Here is a 24891-nt window from a genome sequence, read left to right as displayed (position 1 = left end):
CTATATCTCAGATAATTTGGGTGCTAATTTATCTAATGCTTCTATAACTCCATCTCCAGATTTAGCATTTGTAGTTATTGTTGCCTGAGATTTTACAAATTTCGATGAATTTCCCAAGGCTATGCTTGTTTTTGCTATTTTGAACAAAGGGATGTCAGTAGAACTATCACCTATAGCTATTACATCATCACGAGAAATAGATAATCGTTTCATAACATTTTGAAATCCAGTACCCTTGTCAATTCCTATAGAATTGATATGAAATGCATATTGACTATCTGACAGTAAAACATCCAATTTTTTTTCCAATACTACTTGCTTTGCCAGTTCTAAATCAAAGGTTCGCTCCAATACCACTTCAGTCATTCTAGGAAATACAGGTTTTTCTGAAACGTTAGCAATTTCTTTTTGAATAATGTTAAGGGCGTGTTGGCATTGTTGCATGTTTCCAAGTAAAATATGCTCATTTGTGTCAACTGTAATACATCCACCGTTTTCACCTACAGCAATTTTTGTAGTACCACCAAAAACAGACAGTAAATATGCCTCTACAGAAGATCTTCCAGTAACAAAGATCACATTATGACCTATGTTTGTCAAATGTCTTAAAGCGGCAAGAGCATCCAAATTAATTCTCCCTACACCATTTTCAGTAATGGTGCCATCAATGTCCACTGCAAATGTTTTAGTTTTCATATAAGTGATTTTTAGAACCGAATAATATTTGCTATGATTCTATTTACTAGGTCAAGATATAATCAAGAATAGAATTTTTTTATTCCTTCTTCGGTAGGACGTAATTCAACTTTTGGACCAAATAGTCCTTGCTTTTGTTCAACTCGCATAAACCCATTTTTTTCTAGAGATTCTAAAACAGAATTCAGAGTATCAGTATCAATCCCCAATATTTTTTGAAGAGAATCAAAATTATTTGTACCGCGAGTAAGTTGACCCAATACCAACATCTCAGTAGTCTTTGGTTTAGAGTCAATTTTAGAGGGCATTTCAGGCTTTTTTGGAGGCGATTCTGAAATAACATCATTTGAGACGTGATATTGAGAATCATATTGTTGAGGCATATCACCAGACTGTTTTTTCCATTTTTTTATCAAACGTGGGATAATTCTAGCCAGAGGGATCAAGAAAAATATCAGATAAATCCAGATAAATCCATCTTCGGCCATACTATACGATGTATTTTGTAACTATTTCATCATTGTCTTTTTATCAAAATAATAAAAATAAAAACTAAAAATAATATTTAAAAAAAATCGAATTAACATGGTATATGTATAGTGAAATGTAATAGAAAGGGTTGTCAAAATATCAGCAACCAAAAATGAATGTAAATTTTGGGAAAGTAAAATTAGCAATTTTAGGCATTATCGCACTTGTTATTATTGCAGCCATATCTGCTGCATCGGTACAAATAGTAGAGTCTGGAAATAGAGGAGTTTTACTACATTGGAGTGCAGTAGATACATCTGTTCCACCATTACAGGAAGGACTTCATTTTGTAGTCCCATTTCAAGATAAAGTGGTAAACATGGAAGTTAGAACGCTCAAGTTTGTAAAAGCCACATCTGGCGCTTCAAGAGATCTTCAAACAGTGTCAACTGAGGTCACTGTCAATTACAGAGCAGCTCCAAACTCTGTAAATGTATTGTATCAGGAAGTAGGATTAGATTATGAAGGAAGAATCATTCAACCAGCAGTAGAAGAAGTAGTAAAACAGATTACTGCAAAGTATAATGCAGAAGAATTAATTACAAAAAGACCTCTTGTTAAAGCAGATATAGAGACTGAGATAACAGCCCGTCTAACTCCATACAACATATTGACTGATGCCATATCCATCACAGACTTTCAATTTTCACCGTTATTTTCACAAGCCATAGAATCTAAAGTAGAGGCAGAGCAAAAAGCTCTGAAGGCTGAAAATGACCTTAGAAGAATAGAAGTGGAAGCAAGACAGCAAGAACAACAAGCAAAAGGAATAGCAGCAGCAAATGTTGCCGAAGCAGCAGGAGAGGCTGAAGCAATTAAAATAATCAATGAAGCACTAGCTCAGAATCCAAATTATTTAGAATGGCTCAAAGTTCAAGCATGGGATGGTAAACTGCCACTCGTAGTAGGAGAAGGTGGAACACCATTTATCCAAATTCCAACTAGATAATCATAAATAATTTTATTTTTCTAATTTATCTCTTATAGAATCATACATTGCCAGAAATTGTTCAGGTTCTTTTTGCCTATAGTGTTTAGCTAGTTGAGATATTTTTTTTTCAGAAATCGATTCCCCTTTGTTATCATAGAATTCTTTTATTATTTGATATTGGGTTTTTTTGATATTGTATTTTTTTAAAGTTGAATTAACAGAATAATTACACCATAAATCAAAGATCATCAAGCGATATGTCAAGTAACCAATAATTCCAACAACCGCAGATATCATTAATGGAATTAGAATTACAGCTAGCATAAAGTAGATACATTTTCTTGTTATTTATTGTTAGTTTCTATTACAAAATTTGAATGGTTATTAGCAACTTTATAGACAATTAATCAATGATTCATAAAATACAATATTTTGAAGCAGTAAACTTGGCTCAAGGAGTATTTCTTCAAGACGTAGTTAATGAATTTCTAGCTGAAAAAGGTGAAAACATAATATCAGTTCATCCAGTAATGAAAGACACGCTATTAGTTCACTATAAAGAATAATTGATTTTTTTACAATTATTTTTCATATTTTACAATTACAAAGTCTAGATATTTCAATTATTGACGTTCTCGAATTTTTTGTTCCAAAATATCGATCAACTCATTAACCATAAAATCCCCATCACGGACATGGCTAATTCCAGTGATTGTCTTCATTCTAGTCATTGTTTCTGCAGTAATTTGTAGTTGAGGCATGTAATACTTAGAATGCATTGTTATTTAAAGCAAAGAATCACGATTTAAGGAAATTTCAGAGGGTAAAAATCAAGATATAATACACTTGCAATCACACTTGAACATTCCAGCTTTTTCCATACATTGATCATGATGTTCATGATAACATTTATCGCAAGTAACCAAGTCGTATCTTTACGTTTATCGGGGATAAATACCGATGTAATTGATGAAAAAGAGTGGTTTCAAATACAATTTAAGAATCACAACATAGTAGAATGAAAATAAGTAATAAAAATGACAAAAAAAGGAGTGATTGAAGAAATTTTTAGCAAGGCAATATTTGCAGACGATGCAAAAAAATACACTATACAATACAGAGATTTTAAAAAAATTAAAGAAACCACCTTGCCTGAATTTATTAAAGAATCAAATAATTTTCAAACAATTCCAATCACAAGAATAGTAATAATAAAGAAAAATCATAGGATTTTATTTGAAAAGAACAGACAAAGGAGTGATTAGATTTGGGAATTCCTGAAAAAATTAAAGCCATTCAAGATGAAATGGCAAAAACTCAGATCAACAAAGCTACCAACCACCATATTGGCATACTAAAAGCAAAAATTGCAAAGCTAAAACGAGAACAAGAAGATAGAGAAATTCAAAAAAGTGGTGTAAAAACTGATGGGTTTGATGTAAGGAGATCAGGAGATGCAACAGTTGTGTTTATCGGATTACCAAGTGTTGGAAAATCTACATTACTAAATAAATTAACAGATGCCAAATCAACAGTTGGAGCTTACCAATTTACAACTTTAACAGTGGTTCCTGGAATGATGAATTATAGAGGAGCAAAGATTCAGGTGTTGGATTTACCAGGAATCATCAAAGGCGCATCAAGTGGGAAAGGGTTAGGTAAAAGAATATTGTCAGTTGCAAGGACTGCAGATTTAGTTTTACTGATGTTAGATGTTTTTCAGCCTTTTCACGAAGATGTACTGGTTAACGAATTAGGGAGCATAGGAATTAGATTAAATCGGTTACCACCAAACATTACAATTGAAAAATCCCCGATGGGTGGAATTGCAGTTGCACAACAGGTAAAATTAACAAAAATTTCAGAACAGCATCTCAAAGATATTTTACACATTTATGGAATAGTTAGCGCAAGAGTAGTCATCAGAGAGGACATCACATCAGAACAGCTTGCAGATCACATAGCAGGCAATATTAGTTATTCAAAATCACTTACAATTCTAAATAAAATAGATCTTGTCGATCGAGAATTTTTAGAAGATCTAAAAACAAAAATAAAATCAGAAGTCATAGAAGTATCTGCTAATTCAGATATCAATATTGAACTATTAAAAGAGAAAATTTATGACAAACTCAATTTCATAAGAATATACATGAGACCCAAGGGAGGTGAAACGGATTTTAAAGAACCGCTAATTGCAAGAGAAGGGGATACAGTTGAAGATATTTGCAATAAATTACATCGAAGTATGAAAAGACAATTCAGATATGGGTTAATTTGGGGGAAAAGCGTAAAATTTGGAGGGCAAAGAGTAGGATTAGATCACATTGTGCAAGATGAAGATGTATTAACAATAATTAAAACACGTGGAGCATGAATTAATTTTTAATAATAAAAGAGATCAACAAATAAAATAAAAACACAATCTCACATCATTACAAAAATAAAATCACAAGTATTTTTATTTGAAACTATAACATTTATGCGTAAAAGACAATGCAAATGTGACAATAATTGAGAAAAAGTTACATTGTAAATGAAATTTAAAAAATAATTAATTTAGAAAAATTTTTCCGATCAAAAATAATTTTCATAATAAAATTTCGTTGACAAATAGTAATCAATTTGTGTAATTTTATTTAGTCGTACTATAGAAAAACGATGAAAATGCCGAATTATTAATGGCTACAAAAAGAAAAGCTGCCTCTAAACGTAGATCTGTAAAAAAATCTGCAGGAAAGAAAGCAGCTCCAAAAAGAAAAGCAGCTAAAAGAGCAGCTCCAAAAAGAAAAGCCGCAGCAAAAAAAGCAGCTCCAAAAAGACGAGCAGCTCCAAAAAGAAAAGCCGCAGCAAAAAAAGCAGCTCCAAAAAGAAAAGCCGCAAAAAAACGACGATAAAACGTCTAAAACATTAACAATCGTCATAGGATGACGATTCGTTTTCCTTTTTCTAATTTCTAATAACAAACCTACAATTATCAGAAAAATCCAAGAAAAATTTTAAAAATACGTAAAAGAGATTGTGCCAAATTGGTCTCAAAAAATGAAGAAAAGAACAGTATTAGTTAAATCATCATTTGATAATTATCTAAAAGGGATTAATTTGGATGATGTCAAACAGGACTATAGAGAAGAAATGCAAGAAGTATTGTTGGAATTAAAAGTCAAAACATCCGTATTTCTTAAAAAACTTAGAAAAGAGAATAAAAATCCAAAAGTCGAACTCTAAGAAAACATTTGTTATTAGATAAAAACAATCAAGACAACACGGATTAATTCATAATAAAAACGAATTATTGTAATGTATCAAGTAAAATTGTAACAAGCAGAAAAATAGATTAAGAAACTTTGATTATACCTTGTTGCGCTAGAAATTGTATTCCTTTAACAAAATCTGCATCCGTTATTGCTCCATCTGACCACCATTTTGCATTGTTTCTAATCCATTGAGGTATCTCTTGAGATGTGACAGAAGATTCTGTTGTTTGTTCTATTTTGATTATACCTTGTTGCGCTAGAAATTGTATTCCTTTAACAAAATCTGCATCCGTTATTGCTCCATCTGACCACCATTTTGCATTGTTTCTAATCCAATCAGGAATTTGTGCGCTGTCAGATATTTTTACTGCTTCGATTTGAGACGTCATCTCAAACTCTAGATTCTTTATAATACCATACAAATGAATTGTGTGTGCTCCTGGATTAATAGGTACGAATTTGGCATGATATACACCCAAATTTTCTTTATTCTCTTCTAGTAAAAGAAATGTTTTTGATCCACCTGTAGATATACTGACCTCAATTTTATCTGCAAGTCCAGAAAGATGTTTCTCAATTGCTTTGTCTGTAGAATCATCTATTTTATTAAAAAAAACCATATCATAGATCAGCTTATCAGACTCTTCTGCTAGTGACACTGTAATTTCTATTGCATTATCCATTCCCATCAAAGGTGGTTCGTTTTCCCAACCTGTTTCTATTTTAAAATCTCCAACAACTTTTGTAGAATGGGCAAATGCCGTAGAAAACATTCCAAATGTAAAAAGCATTAATGTAAAAATAAGAAATAATTTAGAAGCCATGTTAAAAAAAATTATTGGGCGGGAATTGCCCAATTGTTTTGGATTAGTATTGACGCTTGGTACGCATCGACACAAACGGGACTGTTATCTGATGCACGTAATAGATGTACATCTTTTGTACTGCATTTGATGTCCTGATTTACTTTGTCAATTAGAGAATTGGAAATGGTTGATTCTTGTGTGGTTTTCTCAGATATTTTTTCAGGCATGGATTTCACAGAATTTACCAAAACGGATGCAGGTTCATTTGAGACTATATCGAGTACGTTATGGAAATAGTTTATACTGGCATTTCTCTTTTGATCCCAGATCTTTGTGACAATTGTATTTGCATCAAATTTTTGTACAGGTGTAAAAGTGAACTTTACACCAACGATTGGATTATTGTCAATAACTTGAACACTGACATCTTTGACTAGTTGTTGTTTGTCAAAAACGGCTGTTGTGGTTTTTCCATCAAACGTCTTACTCCATTCAATAGTAACTGAATGATGTGGAACCATTACTCCAGACAAGAATTTTTCCTCATAACCCAGATTCAGCTCAACATGTTTTAGTGCATCATACCCAGAATCATCATATATTTTCAGGGTGATTTCTACAGGTTCTCCAATTTGAAGAATTTGAGAGTCGAGATCTTGGCGGAATAATTCTACATCAAATGTCTGATCATTGATAGCGAATCCTCCAGAAACCAGTCTTTTACCACTATCATCAACGCCCAATGTAGGAGGAGTACAGTTTGAACATCCACCACCGCCACCGTGACTATGTCCGGCATGAGCATATACTGCAGACGGAGTAAACAATAATGCAATTGCACATAAAATTGGCAACATCATCAAGATAGTTTTTGTCGTCATCAGATATGACATTACATTTATCATAAAAAGAAAATCGGTACATTCTATGAATGTACCAGTACAATTCCAAAAGCAAACGTAATGGCCATAAAGATTAACATGGGTCAAAAACACATTATAGGATATTAAAAGAATTTAAAATAAACAATACATAATTTGTAGAAATTTTGATTACGAGAACATTTGACTTGGCGGTTGTGAGCTTTTTCCTTTGATATTATTTTTTTGAACTGTAAATGTTTTGTTAGGAGGCGTGATCGAAAGCTTTACTGATGTATTAATTGCATAATGAGGAGTACCATCAGGATTTTTGAAATTAACAGCAATTCCAACTCTATCTAAATCAACTTTTACTTTCACGATTGTTCCATCTTCTAATTCAAAAGATACAAAATCATTTTCAAGACGTTTGTAATCTAACATCTTAAATTCTATTTTTTCTGGATTTTCACTCATCAGTATTTCACGTTGTTATTCATTAGTAAAGATAACTCATTAATTTAATTTGGTCCTCAGTACTGATGATATTTTTAGTAGTTAGTATTTCTAAAAGTTCTTTAAACAGAGCCTTTTGTTCAATTGACATTCCACCAGCTGGACCTTTTTCTCCGGGTGGACCTGGTGGACCTCTAGGTCCTGCAGGACCAACTGGACCTTGCTCGCCTATAGGACCGCGTTCTCCTTGTGGACCTAATGGGCCAGTTTGACCTCTTTCGCCTTGTGGGCCTTGAATACCTTGTGGACCTTGTGGACCCTCTTCACCAGAAGGTCCAGATGCTCCTCTTTCACCTTGTGGGCCTTGTGGACCTTGTGGACCTTTTTCTCCAACAGGACCAGTCGGACCTGTTAATCCTTTATCACCTTGTAGACCAACTGGACCTTTTTCTCCCTTTTCTCCTTGTGGACCAGGTACGCCTGTTAGACCTTTTGCACCTGCAGGACCTTGTGGACCTTGTGGACCTTTTTCTCCAACAGGACCTTCAGGACCTCGTGGACCTTTTTCTCCAATTAGACCAGGTGGTCCGATTGGACCTTTGTCACCAAGGGGTCCAGTTGGACCGGTTAATCCTTTATCTCCAGTTGGACCTTGCATACCAATTGGGCCTTTGTCACCAATAGGGCCAGTTGGACCTTTTTCTCCAATTGGTCCAGGAAGACCTTGAATACCTTTTTCTCCTTGAACACCAGATTGTCCGGTAGGACCTTTATCCCCAATAGGACCTGTTGGACCTGTTAATCCTCTTTCACCTTTGTCACCTTGTGGACCTTTGTCACCTTTTTCTCCAGGGATTCCCCGTAATCCAATTGGGCCTTTATCGCCAGTTGGACCAGTTAATCCTTTATCTCCAGGAGGACCAATGGGACCTCGTATTCCTTCGGGACCTTTGTCACCCATTGGACCAGTTGAACCTTTGTCACCTTTTTCTCCAGGAGGACCAAAAATTCCCTTATCACCTTTATCTCCTTTATCTCCAGTAATTCCTTTTTCTCCAGGTGGACCTTTGTCACCCATTGGACCTTTGTCACCTTGTGGACCTTTGTCACCAGGAAACCCCTGAGGACCTGTTGGACCTTTGTCACCCATTGGACCGGGTGGACCAGTGGGTCCTGTGTGACCTTTGTCACCCATTGGACCGGGTGGACCTGTTGGACCTTTGTCACCCATTGGACCGGGTGCGCCATGCATAGAATCAGAAGACGACTTAGCAGTACGTTGTGGTTTTGGAGATTCAATTTCAGATTTAGTTTCACGTTTAGGTTCTGGTTTACTTTCAGGTTTACTTTCACCAGAACCTAATGACACATCAAATACAGAATGTAATGAAGAAAATAGATCAACGACTACAATCCAAATAGTATCAAGATCAGAAATAGATGATGGAATTGGATTTGTGTCAGAACCAAGTGTCTCGGCAAACATTCCATCCTTCACTCTAAGATGGAAGTTTCCTTTCCAGAGTGAAGAAAATTGCTTAGTTCTAATTTTATCAACAGATGGTTTAGAGTCAGTAATGAAGATCTGCACCTCATAGATACCAGATTGTTTGAATGGGGCTTGACCGTGAACCTCCAACCTTGAAGACATAATCGTTTGTGTAAATTCCAAGTATTTCTGTATTTGGTGCAAAATAACCGGTTTTTTTATCACCAGTGAAGTCAATTAGCCTCAAAAAAATGTCCATTAGAAATAATAATTCATGTAGAACTAGGCTCAAATCAGGATAGTATTTATCTAGACAAAAGCCCAAAGATGAGCTAGTGAAGAAACTATTTCAAAAAAAGTCAAAGGATAAAGACAATGGGGAAGAAAAAGAACTCGGAACTGAGACTAGCTTAGTAGATCCAGACTATAATCGTAAAAAATTATTCAAAAAAGGCATAAACCTCATGGCAGATGAAAAGCTTGAGGAAGCAGCAGATATATTCGAGCAAGCATTACGAATAGAACCAGACAACATTGAAACATTGATGAAATTAGGATATGCAAGATTTCATTTAGAAGATTATAATGATGCACTAAAGATTTATGATAAAATTTTAGATATAGATGTCACCAATCCAGAGGCCTGGAATTTAAAGGCATTAGTTCATTATGAGCAAAAAAATTATGCGAAAGCACTTGATGCAATTGAAAAAGCAGTAGAATCAGATCCAACATACGCAATGGCATGGTATAACAAAGCATGTTTTCTGTCACTAGTAAATCAAGTTCCAGAATCACTTGAAGCATTAAAGCGCTCAATTGAGATTGATGTAAAAAATGCAAGAAAATCAATTAGAGATAAAGATTTTGCAAATGTCAGAATTGAAGAAGGTTTTAAAAGAATTGTAGAAGTCGTGGTTTTAGAATCAATACGACAAGGATATCATACACTTGGTTCTATTGTATGGACAACGTTTCTAGATAAAGTTGATGCGGAAGATGCATTAAGAAAATTACTGGAGAAGGGATTAATCGTCCAAAATGAAAAACGAGACGGTCTAAGTAAAATTCCAATATATGATCTTTCAAGAGAAGTTGCAGAAAGAATGGGAAAAGAAAAGAAAGGATTATTTGGAATTACAAAAAAACAATTACCAAAACCTGTTAAGAATCTAAAAGAGATTAGCCAAGCAATACAATCAGTTAGAGAAGCGATAGAAGAAGAAGATATTGAAAAGACAATGGATCTTTTTGAAGTATTTATCGACCCAACAAAATCAGGAGAGCAAATGATTGAGCAATTCTTTGAAGAACACAGAGAGATAAGATTATGGAAAATCAGATTAAAAGATAGAGGTGTAGATTATCTTATTGAAAATAAAACAAAGATGCTAAATCTTTTTGATAATGTAGAAGTGACAATTACCAAAAAACTTAGAAACGAAATAACCTAGTCATTCTGCAGATAAATCCCAATAGTGAGCATCTTGTTGTTTCACTATGGGTTTTTCAAGGCCTTTCCATTCTTTAAAAGAACGGACATACAATTTGACATTTGACAATCCCACTGATTTTAATGCATAATATGCCAAACCAGATAAAGTTCCTACACTACCGCAGTAAGTAATGATTTCAGAATCGCCTGAAATTCTACGATTTTCTAAAAGTCGTTTCATATCGTCCTTAGATCGTAAAATTTTATCTTGAGTTGCAAGCGTTCTATATGGGATATTAATCGCACCTGGGATGTGTTGCTCAAGGTAGTTTAACCTCTCTCTATTATCAATTAGAATAACACCAGAGTTATCCTTAGATTTTTCCAAATAATCAGAAGTAGCTAAAATTTCAGGTCTTAAATGAATGGAATGTTCTTTACTTTGAATATTTGGTACTAGATTATCATTTTCCAAACCTAAGGATTTCCACGTACTAAAAGTCGTTTCAAGCAAAGACACATCAGAATGACCAAGATATTCCAATGTCCAGGCAACTCTAGATGCAAGTGCACCAAATGTATCATCATAAATAACTACGGGAGTTTCATCATCTATACCCATTGAATTTACAAGTTTTAAAACACGTTCTGGACTATCATCAGATAATAAATGTGCCAGTGGAAGATTAACTGCAGTTGGAATATGACTTTGTTTATAATCATCTTCTCTTCGCACATCAATTACTCTGACACTTTTATCCCTAATTTCAGATCTTAATGAATCAACGTTAGTTGTTGTCTTGATTGCTTTTTCTTGGCTCATGCTGCACATTCGCCTTTTCCTGTTTTTGTGTGATAGCTTGAATCACTTCCAAAGTCATTGTAAAAGTCAGGATCATCTTCTTTAGTTGGTGGGATTGTTAATGGGTCCAAAACTTTTCTCATATCTAAAACAGATTTTATTTCAGAATCTTCTTTTCCATTTACGATTCTATGAATCCATTCTTTAAGAGTATCATCAGATTTTTTGTTTTGTTTAAATAATTCTATAATTTTTAAAATTACTGGGATGACTCGTTTAGCAGGTATTCTATGACATGTTACTCCAAGCATTGTTTCACCATCAGAACGTCCACCTAATGACATCTGATAATTAGGGAACATTTCTTTTCCAACTCTACCTCCACCTCCAAAGAAACCTATTGTTGCAATTCCATGTTGACCGCAAGAGTTGGGACAGCCACTAATCTTTATTGATGAATCACGTAAATCGTCATCTTGATCTAATTTCAGTTCAAGAAATTTTCTCTGAATTTCCTTTGCCAATCTATGAGAATTAGTCAAGGCGAGATTACATGAAGTTGTACCGGAGCATCCTATGGGTGCTGCCATAGTCAATGCACCAGATTTTGCCAATCCTACAGCAAGTAATTTTGAGTATAACCGTGGCAAATCATCTTCATGAACGTATCGTAAAGCGATGTTTTGAACAAAACCAGCTCTTGCATGTCCTTCAGAGGAAAATTCTCGGATAATAGTTGCAAGTTCAGATAATTGGTTAGAGGTGATATCGCCAGCCTCTAAAGTAATAAACACGGAGTGATATAGAGATTGTTTTTGTTTTAGGGTATTTGTCTTTAACCACCTTGTGTAACCATCAGGATTAGGACTTCCACTTTCATCTGATATTTTGATTGGTCTTTTAATTACTGACAGAGTATGATCTACTTCAAGATTAGTTACAACTGATTGAGTTGCTCTCACAATAGCTCTTTCTTTAAGAACCAAATTTTGGAATTTATCCCAACCCATATCATTTACAAGATAACGCATTCTATTTCGTGCCATATTTTTTCTGTCGCCAAGTCTGTCAAAAATTCTTAAAACAGCAATTGATGTATACAAAAGATCTTCTTCTGGAGTAAACTCTTCTAACTGATGACCTACAAATGATCTGTTACCTAACCCGCCACCAAGAAAGATTTTAAATCCTTTTTGGATAGAACCGTCCAATTCTCTAGTTTGGGGAATTAATCCAACATCAACCATTCTTACCATGCCATGTTTTTCACAACATGTAAAATTGAATTTAAATTTCCTTGGGAGATTCTGAGACATTGGATTTCTCAAAAAGAATCTTGCAGTTGCAAGTGCATATGGTGTTGAATCAAATTCTTCATCTGGACAAACTCCAGATAAAGGACTGCACATTACATTTCGTACAGAATTACCACATGCTTCACGAGAGGTAAGACCGACTTCGGCTAATCCACGTAAAATTTCAGAGACATCTTCTAGTATTACCCAATGTAATTGGATATTTTCTCGTGTAGAAAAATGAGCACTACCTATAGAAAATTGTTCACTTAGTTGAGATATTTTTTCAATTTGATTAGGATAGATTTCCCCTGCAGGTAATTTAATTCGGACCATTGCATAGTCATTAGTCATTCTGGTGCCATATGCTCCATGTTGGAGTCTATATCGTCTAAAACTGTCTTCGTCGTATTTACCCTGACGGAATAATTTTACAGTATTTGCAAAATTTTCAGCTTCTTCAACCCTTGCCCAATTAATTTTAGGCTTGGGAGAATCAGAATACGATTGTTTAAGATCAGTTACTGTCAATACAATAGAAAGTGCTTTGAGTTATGATATAAATTTTTGATATAGGGAAGTTTAGGAGAAAACGGTTCAATACCATACATGAATTTTCCTCATGTTAAAAATTGCCAGTGATTCAGAATTAGTTCATCCTAATTTTAAAAAGTGGTAAAGTATTAATTGGTTCTATGAATCTTGATTTTCGTGCAAAAAGCTACTGTTGCAGAAAAATCAACAAAAATATTCACAGATGTTAGTGAGGTTGAGATTACTCGAGCAATTGCAAATGAATGGCATTCAGTTCTAATAGATAGGGCACAATCAGATGTAATAATTATCGGTGCAGGCCCTGCAGGATTAACAGCAAGTCGAGATCTTTCAAACATGGGTTTCAAAGTTTTAGTTATTGAACAAAACAATTACCTTGGAGGAGGTTATTGGCTAGGTGGATATATGATGAATCCAGTAACTGTTAGAGAACCAGCTCAAAAAATTTGGGATGAATTAGGAGTCCCATACAAAAAAGTTTCAGAAGGATTATACTTGACACCAGGACCACATGCAGTTTCTAAATTAATTGCAGCAGCATGCGATGCCGGAGTAAAATTCCTCAATCTTACAAAGTTTGATGATCTTGTTTTAAAGAATGGTAGAGTCTGTGGCATTGTTGTTAATTGGATGCCAGTATCAGCATTACCAAGAAATATCACCTGCGTAGATCCAATTGCACTTGAAGCAAAAATGATCATTGATGCATCAGGACATGATTCTGTTGCAGTAAAACGATTAGTCGATAGAGGATTGGTGGAATGGAAAGGGATGAACCCAATGTACGTAAATGAAGGAGAAGAGCATGTAGTTAACAAAACTGGTGAAGTCTATCCAGGACTAGTAGCTGCTGGAATGTCTGTGACTGAAACACATGGATTAGCAAGAATGGGTCCAACATATGGGTCAATGCTATTTTCAGGAAGAAGAGCTGCCGAGATCACAGCGGAAAAAATTAAAGAGTTAGAAAGATAAACTATTACAAGTTTATTGATTCATTGAAGATTTCAAAAGTATTTTTGTATGATGAACCGGCAGTAACTCAAATTCGACTCGATAAATTAGCTGTTTTTCTAAACAAAACATTTTCAATTCCAATTGAAACGAGAGAGAATATTTTAAAATTCTCAAAAAAAGATACAGCTGAAAAAATTGCAGCATGTAGAATTTTCAATCTCAGAAAACCATATCAAAAGCATAATCCAAATAAAGATGAAATTATTTTTGAAGAAGCAAATTTTGAAAACACGGCAAAAACAGAAAACATTGTCATGTATGATGGATTTGAAATACAAAAAGTACTAACAGAATTAATTCCAGAGAAAGAAAGAAATTTAGAAGCATTTCACATATTTTTCACAAATAAATTAACTTGTACCTATGACAACGATGATTATAGATATCATGGTAGAGCATTAATTGGTGCAAATCCTTCAATAATTTCAACCACAGGGATAATTGAAGCTCCTGCAAAACCAAGAGAGTATTATTTAGAATTAATATCAAATTATGCTCAAGGAATAAACGTAGAATCAATAAAACAAAAATACAAAGGAACGTATTTAGAATACAACGACACTCGCTTATCTCAAATCATAGAAGGATATCTTTTACAGGCCATATTTTATTTTGAAACAGGAGATGCATTTTGCAATGAAATAGAATGTCGACTTTTTAATGCACATTGGCAAAAAGATTTATTGTATTCACAATTAGAAAATAGAAAATTATGCGAAAAACATCGACTAGTATTAAATAAACTAAATGAGCATAATAGTAAATAATTAAAAATTAAGACAAGGCATTAATAGAAATTACCTATTTTTTCCAAATGCCCCTTGATGATCAGTCAAACAACAGGGACACTGTTTAGAATAACATTCACTTATAGATTCATGACCGCATAAACCACAATGACAGAAAGAATCAGCAATCATAAATAAATAATAAACTTAATCAGTTAAGAACATCCTATTGATTTTCAGAGATGAAAACAGAAGATTGCTTTTTAATAATGAAAGAACATGGAATAAGAAATGAACAGAATTAGATTGATCGGAGACTATGACGAGAAGAGAGCCAGAGAAACTTTGAATTTACTACTACGAGATAGAAAGAATGAGTTTCAAGAATTAGCAACTACATTAGCAATTCCAAAATCTACAGAAGATTGGGAAGTAATCATTTTAAAGTTCTGCCTAGACTTTGAAGAATGTTTTAAGATTTGGACAGATGAGAAAGAGCCAGATTCGATAAAAAACACCAAATGTATGACCATCATGAGAGAAATTGCTAAAGGTAAAAAAAACATATCAGAGGTCTTCCACATAGAAAACATAGCATACACAATATGCAAAGAGTTTCATGAAACATACAAAATTACAAAATAACTATAATTTTTGGAAGCATGATTTAGATCATAACAATGGGGATTTACGATTAACAACTTAAATTAATGAAATTCAAAGGGGGTTATATGATGGCAGCAGACTCTAGTGCAACAATTCAAGAAAACAAAGGAGATCCACCTAAAATGCCTGATAAAAAGAAAACAAAATTTGACATAATAATTATCGGAGCTGGGCCTTCAGGATATACAGCTGGGATTTATAGTTCAAGAGCAGGGTATGACACACTGATTTTATCTGGAATATTGCCTGGCGGTCAACTAGTAAACACCACTGAAGTTGAAAATTATCCAGGATTTGAAAAAGGAATTATGGGTCCGGATTTAATGATTGAAATGAGAAAACAAACACAAAGAATGGGAACAACAATTATTGATGATGAAGTAGTTGATGTAGATTTTAGACATAAACCATTCAAAGTTCTAACAGCATCAGAAGAATATGAAGGAAGAGCAGTAATTATTGCAACTGGGGCAAATCCTAGAAAAATAGGATTGGAGGGTGAACAAACATTTGCAGGAAAAGGAGTTTCATATTGTGCCACATGTGATGGACCATTTTTTAGAAATCAAGAGTTGATAGTAGTTGGAGGTGGAGATTCAGCAATTGAAGAAGCCACATTTCTCACCAAATTTGCTACAACAGTTCATCTGGTTCACCGACGAGAGGAATTACGAGCAAGTAAAATAATGCAAGAAAGAGCATTCAACAATAACAAAATAAAATTTCATTGGAATCAAGAGATCATAGACATTAAAGGAGATCAAAAAATGCGTCAAGCGGTATTAAAAAATATCAAAACAGGTGAAGAAAAAACACTTGATGTAGGAGGCCTTTTTGTTGCAATTGGACATGAACCAAATACCAAACTTTTCAAAAAACAAATTGAACTAGATAATGAAGGATACATAATTTTGAAAAATAAAACTCATACAAATATCGAAGGAGTTTTTGCAGCAGGAGATGTACATGATAGAAATTACAGACAGGCAATTACAGCAGCAGGATATGGATGCATGGCTGCAATTGATGTAGACAAGTATCTTACAGAAAAATCATAAAAAACACATCTTTAATTTTTATGGGAGCAAAAAAGTAATTTATTAATTCAAATGGATATTTTAGGGTTAATTCAAGCAAACATACTAACTCCAGTAGTATTATTTTTCATTTTAGGAGTTGTCGCAGCAAGAATAAAATCAGATTTGAAGATGCCTGATGCAATTTCAGAATTTTTGCCAATCTATCTTCTTGCAGCAATTGGCCTTCATGGAGGGTTGGAGATGAGAAATACTGGATTTTCAGATATATTAATTCCAATGATAGTAGCTATTGGACTTTCTTTAGTATTCACATTAAACCATTATCAAATATTAAGAAGGCTTGGAAAATTCAATATTTTTGATTCGTACGCTCTCGCGTCAACATATGGAGCAGTAGGAGCCGTAACTTTTTCAGTAGGATTATCATTTTTGAAAAATCAAGGTGTAGAATCAGAAGGATATCTTGCAGCAATTTTGGCAGTATTGGAACCTGTAAGCTTTATTCTAGCAATATTTCTTACAAACATGGCAGTTTCAAAACAAATTCAATCAAAAAAACAATCACTACCAGAGGGAACGTTAGACAATAATGAAAAAGTAGTAGAACAAAATAAAACCAATATTTTCAAGGTACTACATGAATCAATAACAGGAAAAGCAATCGTAATTCTACTCGGAGGAATAGTAATTGGATATCTTATAGGGGATAAAGGATTTGATTCTATTAGCATAGTCTTTGACGAATTGTTTACAGGAGCTATTGCAATATTTTTGTTAGAGATGGGAATAATAGCAGGTCAAAGACTAGATGATATTAAAAAAGTGGGATTATTTTTAGTCACATTTTCAATATTACTTCCTACATTCAATGGAATTATTGGCGTACTTGTAGCGACTGCATTAGGATTGAGTCTAGGAGGAGCAGTGATGTTTGGATTATTGATGGCAAGTGCATCATTTATTGCTGCACCTGCAGTTTTAAGACATGCCATACCACAAGCAAAACCAAGCTTGTACATAACATCTGCACTTGGAATAACTTTTCCATATAACATCATAATTTTATTACCAATAATGTTTACAGTATCTTCAATGCTACATAATTTAGAAGCACCGATAAACTTATTCAATTATTTAGGAATTAATTTGATATGAAACTATTTGATGTTAAATTACTAACTGTAACATGTGAGATACTTGCTCAAAAAAATATTTTAGAAATACTAAACAAACATGGTATTACAGGATATACATTGTATGAGGTTGATGGAAATGGGTCTAAAGGAGTTAGAGGACAGGGATTTAAAAATGAAAAAAATCTAAAGATAGAAATTATTTCCACAGAAGCAAGGCTAAAAGACATAGTTGAAGAAATTACACGTTCTCTATTTTCAGATTTTGCAATTATAGTATATCTTTCAGATGTTCAAGTACTAAGACCAGAAAAATTCATCTGAAATTTAAGGATGAATTTTATTTTATCAATACCATTTTGTGTGTAACAATGCATATGACTAGATATAGATTTTATGAATTAAAAATTACTAAATAACCAACATAGATGATGAAATATTAAATGAAGAATGTTCAATGTAAAAAGTGTTTAAATAAATTTAATGAAAAAGATATTTACACAATTCAGCAATTTCAATATAGAAAAGAGCCACCATATGCATGGACCGTGGAATTTTTCAAAAATTTAGAAGTTGATGAATGGAATTCATTTTGTGAAAAATGCATGATGAATTATTCAAAAAATTCTTTTGAGGTTTGGAAGAATGATTCCAAAAATTAGATTTCAAACTCTTTATTGAAGGAAAATATTGAGAACTTATGGCCGAAGATCTTGAAAAATTAAAAAAAACAGCCAAAGAATACAGTAACAGTTTAGCAAATCTTGGAAAAGAATTATCAGAAATTCAATTTAATTACAAAGTAATTGAAAATGCTACCGAACAATATTGGCAAAAACGTGTCAATGAATTTAAAAAATATAGTGAAAAGGGAACAGAATATTATACTCAAGCTCACGCATTAATGAATTTAGCAGATAAGGAGCAATCAGGTTTATTTTTACTTAACATTAGTAAATTTCGCCAAATAGGATTAAAATTAATTACAAACATGGAAGAAGTAAAACAAAATCCATCAAGCATCAAATCAAATGACAAGCAACAAAGTAAATGGAGTAAAGAACTAAGAGAAAAACTAATAGAAACAAGTAATGCATGTCTTCATCATGAAATGGATATGAATAAGTTTTTTAGAGAATTTTATGAAAAACATTTGAAAAATATGTTAGAAGAAGATGAACCTAAAAAATAGATAACTGAAAATTAGTATGCCAGTTCAGACATATGTTTTGCTTCTTTTAAAGCATCATCAAATTCGGTTTCAGTCATTATGTTTTGTGTAGAATAAACACTTTTGAATTTTCTTCCATCATCTGCAAATATTCCAACTATACATGCCTCTCCATCCACAGGATATTTTTTCATACAGGCATAAACAGCGGCAGAAGAAGGACTAATTAATAATTTATCTTTTCTAAGTACATCTTTTACAACTGAAAAAGCTTCGTCATTATCAACAGATACCCAATCGTCAACTATGTTTTCGCGTTTTAAAAATAAATCAGGTTTTGCCGACTCTTCAAAATTTCTCCATCCTTGAATAAGATGATTTTGTTGTGGTTGACAACCAATTATTTGAATATGTGGATTTTTTTCTTTAAGATATGCACCAATTCCGGTGATTGTTCCACCAGTTCCAACACCAGTAAAGAAATGAGTGACTTTTCCATCTGTTTGTTTCCAAATTTCAGGGCCTGTACCAACATAATGACCCATAAAATTGGCCTCATTTGCATATTGGTTAGGGGAATAATATGTGTCAGGTCTAGATGAGGCTATGGATGTTGCCAGTGCTATACTTTGATCAGTTCCAGCTCCTACTTTAGGACAAAGATCATCACTAGTTTCAAAAACTTTAGCACCCAACTTACGAATTATATCTTTAGTTTCATTACTGGCTTTTTCAGGAATTACAATTTCAACTTTGTAACCAAGTAAATTTGCAATACCAGTTAATGCTATCCCAGTGTTTCCAGATGTTGGTTCAATTATGATACTTTTTCCTTTCGTCAGTTTACCTTTCTCTTCACCGTCTTTAATCATCCAATATGCTGCCCGATCTTTAACAGAACCAAATGGATTATGTCCTTCAAGTTTTGCAAAATAATTAATTCTTGAATTCGAAAGGGAATCTAATTTTACTAGTGGAGTATTACCTACTCGATTTAAAATATCAGAACTAGTGACAGATGCCATGATATTAATTTATTTTACCTTTTTAATTTGAAATGTTATAGTATTACCATCTTTTTTCAAGTCTAATAATTCATGACCATTTCTTGTAACCCATCGGGATATGTCTTCTTCTGCTGCAGGGTCATCTGCAGATACAGTTAACACTTGTCCTACTTGCATTCGTTCAATCTCAATTTTGGTCCTAAATACAGGTTCTGGACAAAACAATCCAGTTGCATCTAATTTTTTTTCAGTTGATTCAGACATAATGTTATCTAATCCATTATGCATGTTTTGTCATATTAAAATCATACGAGTTCTAATATCGTATTTTTGACTATAGTGCCATTTTAAACATAGTTGTAAGATTTCGATCCTTCATAAATCCTGGATCATGATTTTGGAAATTAATTTTTTGAGAAATTCTCTTCATCAAGAATAATGCAATTTTATAAAATAAAGCCCATACATGACTATTTTGATTCACATCGTATATTTTTAGCAGAAAAATCAAAAGCCATTTTGCATGAGGATAATGCTCAGAGATATAATCTATCAGGTAATCTTTTGAATTATGAATTTTGTATTTTAGATGATCAAGTGTTTCATTTTGTAATGCATAGCCAGTTTGCAAAATTTCAATTTTACCATGTTTCATTGAGTGTAATATACTATCAAGGTTATTTTCAGAATCTATTAAATTCACACAGCGACCTAATGTTGAAAGAACATGAGAGTCGCTACCAGATACCTGTATCATTTTATTATCCATTGCAAATTGGGTGGCCTTAGCATTTGAAAGAATATCAATGTTATTACTATTGAAAACCTCAACCATATCACATTTTTTAGCATCATCACGGAGAGCATCAAGTAAACTAAATGGATGTGGTGCAGATGAAACACCACCTTGGCTTTTTACTTGATCAATAATCTCATCCAAAGTCATTCCAGGTTTTATAGCATTATGAATCCCATATGCTAGAACATGAGCTCCAGTATCAGTTGTGATCTCTTCTGCAGGATAAACTTCAATATTTTGAAATTTTGAATGATTTTTTTTATATTGTAATAACTGGTGGTATCCATCCAAAGTATTATGATTGGTAACAAAGATTGCACCTAATCCTAAACGAAAAGAGCGTTCAAGTTGATCTCTTATCGATATATCACAATCATATGGTGCTTCTTTATCCCCCACATGAAAATTTGAGAATGAGTTGTGACAATGTAATTCGGTTTTAATAATCAATTAAATGTAAAATTATATTCTTTGATTATAATCCTATTGCAAATATCTACTCATCTAAATAGATCTTCTTTTTCTGGACGAACAAGACATTTTATGGATGAGGATTCATTTTTGAAATCATAACCACGTATGATTACAGCAGGGCAATTGGTTGTTTTTTTCATAACTAATTCAGCCGCACTACATAATTCATCAGCAATTGCAATTGCTGTTACACGTAATGTTTTGTTAAAAGAGTCTTTAGTGCCAGCATAATCAAGAATTGGATTCATACCAGAAATACCAATGGCGCAATTAGTTTGCCCCATTCTAAATGGACGACCAAATGTATCAGAGATTATAACAGAAATTGTTTTGTTGGTTTTTTTCAATATTTCATTACGAATAGAGTCTGCAGAAAGATCTGAGTTAAGCGGAAGTAGAGTTGCATATCCATTTGGAACATTACTTTCATCTATACCGGCATTTGCACAAATAAATCCATTATTTGTTTCAACTATGATTATTCCACGATCCATTCGTATAATTTGTTTTGATTCATTTAGAATTAATTGTATGAGCTTTGGATCTTTTTCGTATTCGGAGCTAATACCTTCAGCTAATAATGAAGGAACTACAGATGAGAGTTCAACTATACGACCTTCTTGTTTAGAGATTATTTTTTGAGCAATAACTAAAACATCGCCATCATGTATTTCCTGTGAATTTATTATTAGTTCAGATAAATCCTCATCAGGTTCAATTTCTTTTTCTATGTGTATAGGAATGATTTGCAATTACATTAGTTGTAAAAATACAGTAAGATATTGTTTATGCAGGAGTTTGAGTTTCAAGTGTCAGATGATAATGTTTATTTATAATATCAAGGATTTTTGAAAGATCTTTTTCTTCTAATGTGGTAGTTGCCAAATCCTTTACAACATCCTGAGCTCTATATGCAATTCCTAGACCAGATATATCAAATAACTTGACATCGTTTGCACCGTCTACAACACATATGATATCTTCTTTTTTTTCATTCCATTCTGCAATTTTTATTTTTGCGGATTTTGATTTATCAGAATCTACATGTAATACAAGTCCATCTAGTTTACCATCTTTGAATACCAATTCATTTGAATAGACATAGTCCAAGTCTAATTCTTTTTTTAATCTGTCAGTCATTATTGTAAATCCACCAGAAACAGCTAATAGTTTCCATCCTGCAGCTTTTAGAACTCTACACGCCTCTTTTGCGCCAGTCATTATTGGTAATGCATCTGCAATTTCTTTACATGTCTCATAATCTAGTCCCTTTAATGCTTCAACTCTTGTTCTAAGACCGTCTTCCCAATTTATCACACCTTGTATGCCTTTTTTTGTAATTTCCCAAATTTCATCTTCTTTATGGAGTTTTTCTGCAAGAATTGGAAGATATTCTGCATCATATAGAACTCCTTCAACATCAAAAATTGCCAGCAATTGTTTTCTAATTTGCAAAAAAATTACTAATTATATTAAAGTTGAGTGTAAATTCACACTCAATATGCCAGGTACACATTAAATGATCGCATTAACCAAAATAATTCTAAAGTTTCAGAATTTACGTAAGTCTAATGCAAGTTTTAGTCGTTTTTCTTCAATTGTTTTATTTTTAGAGTCCAAAGATTTTGAAGTCACCAATGTTTTTGAGGCAGATTTTTCTTTATCATTAGAAATCTGACGTTTATCTGTCATATCAAATAATAATTTTCTACAAACATAAGGAACCGTATGTGTATTGAATTACATACAATATTTACGCAGACCAGAAATCTAGTATATTTCATATTGAATATATTAAAAAATCAAAAGTGCTTGTTTTTATAAAAATTTGATATTTGTTAGAGGTATTTAATATCAAAATGGTTCAGGATATTAAAGCATAATTTTTTCTAATATCAAAAACGCTAGTAATAAATCAAGGTTGATGATAGGTTATCTCATGGAAGAATTAGAACATAAATATGAAGTAACAATCGACATGACAGAAGATAAACAAAAACTTCCAGAAGATGTCAAAAATGAGCTTAAAGAATCAGGCATGATGGACGACAAAGGAAAATTAAAACTAAAAGGAGTCAGCCCAAAAATGCTTAAAAAAATGAAGCAAGAATTTGTAAAATGCCCAGTATTAAAAGAAGATATTCAATTTATCCAGTGTTTTGTTTGCCCGAATTTTCAAAGCAGAGTAATGGGTAAAGTCCTCTGTAAAGGTGACCCTTTAAAATAAAAAAATTAAACAAAACAGGTAGAATCATCACGAAAGGCTCATTAGTAAAATTATTTCTTTGAATTCTAGTTTGAGTAAAGAAGATATCGGAATTACAGTTTCAAAAGAGGCAGATTTCAGTGAGTGGTACACACAAGTCGTACTCAAAGCAAAGTTAGCAGATTATGCACCAGTTAAAGGACTAATAGTGTTAAGACCAGATGGATATTCTATTTGGGAATCATTAAGAAATACATTTGATGAAAAATTCTTTGAAAAGGGAATCAGAAATGGTTTTCTTCCAGTCTTAATTCCGGAATCACTTTTAGGAAAAGAACAAAAACATTTTGCAGGTTTTAATCCAGAAGTGTTTTGGGTTACACATTCAGGAGAAAACGAAATAGGTGATAGATTAGCACTTAGACCAACTTCAGAAACTTTAGCATACACAATGTATTCAAAATGGATTCAGAGTTGGAGAGATTTACCTCTTAAAATTAATTTTTGGAATACAGCATTAAGAGCAGAGATAAAAGCTACAAAACCATTTCTTAGGACTTCAGAATTTTTATGGCAAGAAGGCCATACTGTACATGCAATTAAGGATGAAGCTGAAAGAGAAGTCATGGAGATTCTTGAAATTTATAAAAATACGGTTCAAGATGAATTAGCAATTCCTGTAGTTACAGGCAAGAAAAGTGAAAAAGAAAAATTTGTAGGAGCTGTATACACCACCACTATGGAATCAATAATGCCAGATGGAAAAGCACTTCAGATGGGAACATCACATTTTCTAGGACAGAACTTTTCAATACCATTTGAAGTAAAATTTTCAGATAAAGATAATGTTGAACAATTTGCATGGCAAACATCATGGGGAGTATCATGGAGACTTATTGGAGCAATGATCATGGTGCATGGTGACGACAAAGGTCTCGTGCTTCCGCCAAAAGTAGCACCGATTCAAGTAGTAATTGTTCCAATTTACAAATCTGATGATGCAAAAAATGTCATATTTCCAAAATTAAATGAAATTCGTCAACAACTAGAATCTAAAAAAATTCGAGTTCATGTAGATGATAGAAACGAACTGACGCCAGGTTACAAATTCAATGATTGGGAGCTAAAAGGAATCCCATTAAGAATAGAGATTGGTCCAAAAGATATTGAAAAACAACAAATTGTTTTAGCAAAAAGATACAATCGAGAAAAAATAAGCATAGGATTCAATGAAATTGAAAAAATATCCACAATATTAGATGAAATACAAAAAGACATGTTAGAAATTGCAAAAGTGAAAGCTAAACAAAATACAATAAATATTTCAGAATATTCAGAATTCAAATCAAAAATAGGAAAAGGTGGGTTTTTCAATGCATATTGGTGCGGTAAAACAGAATGTGAAGAAAAAATCAAAGAGGAAACTGGAGCAGATATAAGAGTAATTCCATTTGATAGTGAAAACACTAATGGAAAATGCATTTACTGTAATGAACAAAGCAAAGAAAGACCAATTTTTGCAAGAGGCTATTAAAAA

At 33.1% G+C, this 24891-nt stretch carries 33 protein-coding genes; 17 read left to right on the top strand and 16 right to left on the bottom strand.

The genetic code is table 11. The features are described from left to right. Complete coding sequence (locus tag K5782_RS04735) at window positions 1-696, bottom strand: phosphoglycolate phosphatase (protein ID WP_297464395.1); 696 nt, start codon at window positions 694-696, stop codon at window positions 1-3. Between the two features lie 62 nt (window positions 697-758). After that, window positions 759-1184: a winged helix-turn-helix transcriptional regulator gene (locus K5782_RS04730; RefSeq protein ID WP_297464392.1), complete on the bottom strand. Its 426-nt coding sequence runs from the start codon at window positions 1182-1184 to the stop codon at window positions 759-761. Window positions 1185-1315: 131 nt separating this feature from the next. Between K5782_RS04730 and K5782_RS04725 the strand changes: the two genes are divergently transcribed. Further along, the gene (locus K5782_RS04725; RefSeq protein ID WP_179366079.1) at window positions 1316-2176 is read left to right on the top strand and encodes a prohibitin family protein; all 861 of its coding nucleotides are present in this window, start codon (window positions 1316-1318) and stop codon (window positions 2174-2176) included. 12 nt (window positions 2177-2188) lie between these two features. Here K5782_RS04725 and K5782_RS04720 read toward each other — a convergent pair whose 3' ends face one another. Then, complete coding sequence (locus K5782_RS04720) at window positions 2189-2482, bottom strand: hypothetical protein (RefSeq protein WP_297464391.1); 294 nt, start codon at window positions 2480-2482, stop codon at window positions 2189-2191. An 86-nt stretch (window positions 2483-2568) separates the two neighbouring features. Here K5782_RS04720 and K5782_RS04715 point away from each other — a divergent pair, with 86 nt between their 5' ends. Beyond that, a complete protein-coding gene (locus tag K5782_RS04715; RefSeq protein WP_297464390.1) occupies window positions 2569-2724 on the top strand; it encodes a hypothetical protein in 156 nt (51 codons plus the stop codon). Between the two features lie 57 nt (window positions 2725-2781). Here the strand turns inward: K5782_RS04715 and K5782_RS04710 are convergent, their stop codons facing one another. Further along, window positions 2782-2919: a hypothetical protein gene (locus K5782_RS04710; protein ID WP_007550203.1), complete on the bottom strand. Its 138-nt coding sequence runs from the start codon at window positions 2917-2919 to the stop codon at window positions 2782-2784. A gap of 276 nt (window positions 2920-3195) precedes the next feature. On the opposite strand from K5782_RS04710, the gene K5782_RS04705 reads away from it, so the two are divergent. The 4 genes from K5782_RS04705 to K5782_RS04690 all read left to right on the top strand — a co-directional run bounded on the left by K5782_RS04705 (window position 3196) and on the right by K5782_RS04690 (window position 5386). Next, a complete protein-coding gene (locus tag K5782_RS04705; protein WP_297464389.1) occupies window positions 3196-3423 on the top strand; it encodes a DUF504 domain-containing protein in 228 nt (75 codons plus the stop codon). Window positions 3424-3425: 2 nt separating this feature from the next. Beyond that, window positions 3426-4535 (top strand): GTP-binding protein, encoded by a 1110-nt coding sequence (locus tag K5782_RS04700; protein WP_007550201.1) that lies wholly within the window; start codon window positions 3426-3428, stop codon window positions 4533-4535. A gap of 304 nt (window positions 4536-4839) precedes the next feature. Beyond that, window positions 4840-5055 carry a hypothetical protein gene (locus K5782_RS04695; protein WP_297464388.1) on the top strand — a complete coding sequence of 72 codons (216 nt, stop codon included), beginning with the start codon at window positions 4840-4842 and terminating at the stop codon, window positions 5053-5055. 124 nt (window positions 5056-5179) lie between these two features. Continuing rightward, window positions 5180-5386, top strand: a complete 207-nt coding sequence (locus tag K5782_RS04690; protein WP_297464386.1) for a hypothetical protein — start codon at window positions 5180-5182, stop codon at window positions 5384-5386. A 109-nt stretch (window positions 5387-5495) separates the two neighbouring features. On the opposite strand, the gene K5782_RS04685 is transcribed toward K5782_RS04690, so the two are convergent. The 4 genes from K5782_RS04685 to K5782_RS04670 form a co-directional block, all read right to left on the bottom strand. Beyond that, entirely contained in the window at window positions 5496-6206 is a 711-nt protein-coding gene (locus tag K5782_RS04685; protein WP_297464385.1) for a peptidase, read from the bottom strand. A gap of 44 nt (window positions 6207-6250) precedes the next feature. Next, window positions 6251-7102, bottom strand: a complete 852-nt coding sequence (locus tag K5782_RS04680) for a hypothetical protein (RefSeq protein ID WP_297464384.1) — start codon at window positions 7100-7102, stop codon at window positions 6251-6253. A 171-nt stretch (window positions 7103-7273) separates the two neighbouring features. Continuing rightward, a complete protein-coding gene (locus tag K5782_RS04675; RefSeq protein ID WP_007550195.1) occupies window positions 7274-7558 on the bottom strand; it encodes a hypothetical protein in 285 nt (94 codons plus the stop codon). Window positions 7559-7580: 22 nt separating this feature from the next. Then, window positions 7581-9188 (bottom strand): collagen-like protein, encoded by a 1608-nt coding sequence (locus K5782_RS04670; protein ID WP_297464383.1) that lies wholly within the window; start codon window positions 9186-9188, stop codon window positions 7581-7583. Between the two features lie 173 nt (window positions 9189-9361). On the opposite strand from K5782_RS04670, the gene K5782_RS04665 reads away from it, so the two are divergent. Next, window positions 9362-10480, top strand: a complete 1119-nt coding sequence (locus K5782_RS04665; RefSeq protein ID WP_297464382.1) for a tetratricopeptide repeat protein — start codon at window positions 9362-9364, stop codon at window positions 10478-10480. Here K5782_RS04665 and K5782_RS04660 read toward each other — a convergent pair whose 3' ends face one another. Together K5782_RS04660 and K5782_RS04655 are read right to left on the bottom strand one after the other, a co-directional pair. Further along, window positions 10481-11284, bottom strand: coding sequence for a rhodanese-like domain-containing protein (locus K5782_RS04660; protein WP_297464380.1), 804 nt, complete (start codon window positions 11282-11284; stop codon window positions 10481-10483). Next, window positions 11281-13089, bottom strand: coding sequence for a nitrite/sulfite reductase (locus tag K5782_RS04655; RefSeq protein ID WP_297464378.1), 1809 nt, complete (start codon window positions 13087-13089; stop codon window positions 11281-11283). Before K5782_RS04655 ends, K5782_RS04660 begins: the two co-directional genes overlap by 4 nt. A gap of 180 nt (window positions 13090-13269) precedes the next feature. On the opposite strand from K5782_RS04655, the gene K5782_RS04650 reads away from it, so the two are divergent. The 8 genes from K5782_RS04650 (at window position 13270) to K5782_RS04615 (ending at window position 18889) form a co-directional block, all read left to right on the top strand. Continuing rightward, entirely contained in the window at window positions 13270-14088 is an 819-nt protein-coding gene (locus K5782_RS04650; RefSeq protein ID WP_297464376.1) for a sulfide-dependent adenosine diphosphate thiazole synthase, read from the top strand. A 23-nt stretch (window positions 14089-14111) separates the two neighbouring features. After that, the gene (locus K5782_RS04645) at window positions 14112-14897 is read left to right on the top strand and encodes a DUF6775 family putative metallopeptidase (protein WP_297464374.1); all 786 of its coding nucleotides are present in this window, start codon (window positions 14112-14114) and stop codon (window positions 14895-14897) included. 252 nt (window positions 14898-15149) lie between these two features. Then, complete coding sequence (locus K5782_RS04640; RefSeq protein ID WP_297464372.1) at window positions 15150-15503, top strand: hypothetical protein; 354 nt, start codon at window positions 15150-15152, stop codon at window positions 15501-15503. Window positions 15504-15589: 86 nt separating this feature from the next. Beyond that, window positions 15590-16582, top strand: a complete 993-nt coding sequence (gene trxB, locus K5782_RS04635; protein ID WP_297464370.1) for a thioredoxin-disulfide reductase — start codon at window positions 15590-15592, stop codon at window positions 16580-16582. Between the two features lie 51 nt (window positions 16583-16633). After that, window positions 16634-17719: a sodium-dependent bicarbonate transport family permease gene (locus K5782_RS04630; RefSeq protein ID WP_297464368.1), complete on the top strand. Its 1086-nt coding sequence runs from the start codon at window positions 16634-16636 to the stop codon at window positions 17717-17719. After that, a complete protein-coding gene (locus tag K5782_RS04625; protein ID WP_297464366.1) occupies window positions 17716-18021 on the top strand; it encodes a P-II family nitrogen regulator in 306 nt (101 codons plus the stop codon). The genes K5782_RS04630 and K5782_RS04625 overlap by 4 nt, the downstream gene beginning before the upstream one ends. 119 nt (window positions 18022-18140) lie before the next feature. Beyond that, window positions 18141-18359 (top strand): hypothetical protein, encoded by a 219-nt coding sequence (locus tag K5782_RS04620; RefSeq protein WP_297464364.1) that lies wholly within the window; start codon window positions 18141-18143, stop codon window positions 18357-18359. Between the two features lie 38 nt (window positions 18360-18397). Beyond that, entirely contained in the window at window positions 18398-18889 is a 492-nt protein-coding gene (locus K5782_RS04615) for a hypothetical protein (RefSeq protein WP_297464361.1), read from the top strand. Window positions 18890-18900: 11 nt separating this feature from the next. On the opposite strand, the gene K5782_RS04610 is transcribed toward K5782_RS04615, so the two are convergent. The 6 genes from K5782_RS04610 to K5782_RS04585 all read right to left on the bottom strand — a co-directional run bounded on the left by K5782_RS04610 (window position 18901) and on the right by K5782_RS04585 (window position 22840). After that, a complete protein-coding gene (locus K5782_RS04610) occupies window positions 18901-19893 on the bottom strand; it encodes a cysteine synthase family protein (protein WP_297464359.1) in 993 nt (330 codons plus the stop codon). A 9-nt stretch (window positions 19894-19902) separates the two neighbouring features. Beyond that, a complete protein-coding gene (locus tag K5782_RS04605) occupies window positions 19903-20139 on the bottom strand; it encodes a sulfurtransferase TusA family protein (protein WP_007550174.1) in 237 nt (78 codons plus the stop codon). Between the two features lie 70 nt (window positions 20140-20209). Beyond that, on the bottom strand, window positions 20210-21124 hold the full coding sequence (locus K5782_RS04600; protein WP_297464356.1) for a PHP domain-containing protein: 915 nt from the start codon (window positions 21122-21124) through the stop codon (window positions 20210-20212). 50 nt (window positions 21125-21174) lie between these two features. Beyond that, entirely contained in the window at window positions 21175-21900 is a 726-nt protein-coding gene (cofE, locus tag K5782_RS04595) for a coenzyme F420-0:L-glutamate ligase (protein ID WP_297464354.1), read from the bottom strand. A gap of 34 nt (window positions 21901-21934) precedes the next feature. After that, window positions 21935-22585, bottom strand: coding sequence for a phosphoserine phosphatase SerB (gene serB / locus K5782_RS04590; protein ID WP_179366302.1), 651 nt, complete (start codon window positions 22583-22585; stop codon window positions 21935-21937). A 114-nt stretch (window positions 22586-22699) separates the two neighbouring features. Further along, entirely contained in the window at window positions 22700-22840 is a 141-nt protein-coding gene (locus tag K5782_RS04585) for a hypothetical protein (protein ID WP_297464352.1), read from the bottom strand. A gap of 247 nt (window positions 22841-23087) precedes the next feature. Between K5782_RS04585 and K5782_RS04580 the strand changes: the two genes are divergently transcribed. Both K5782_RS04580 and proS read left to right on the top strand, forming a co-directional pair. Then, the gene (locus tag K5782_RS04580) at window positions 23088-23375 is read left to right on the top strand and encodes a hypothetical protein (RefSeq protein WP_007550168.1); all 288 of its coding nucleotides are present in this window, start codon (window positions 23088-23090) and stop codon (window positions 23373-23375) included. A gap of 70 nt (window positions 23376-23445) precedes the next feature. Beyond that, window positions 23446-24888, top strand: a complete 1443-nt coding sequence (gene proS / locus K5782_RS04575) for a proline--tRNA ligase (RefSeq protein WP_297464349.1) — start codon at window positions 23446-23448, stop codon at window positions 24886-24888. The last annotated feature ends 3 nt before the right edge of the window (window positions 24889-24891 follow it).

The organism is Nitrosarchaeum sp., assembly GCF_025699065.1.
Taxonomy (GTDB): Archaea; Thermoproteota; Nitrososphaeria; order Nitrososphaerales; family Nitrosopumilaceae; genus Nitrosarchaeum.
The sequence above is the reverse complement of the archived record's forward strand: the minus strand, read 5'-3'. Positions and strand labels throughout refer to the sequence as shown.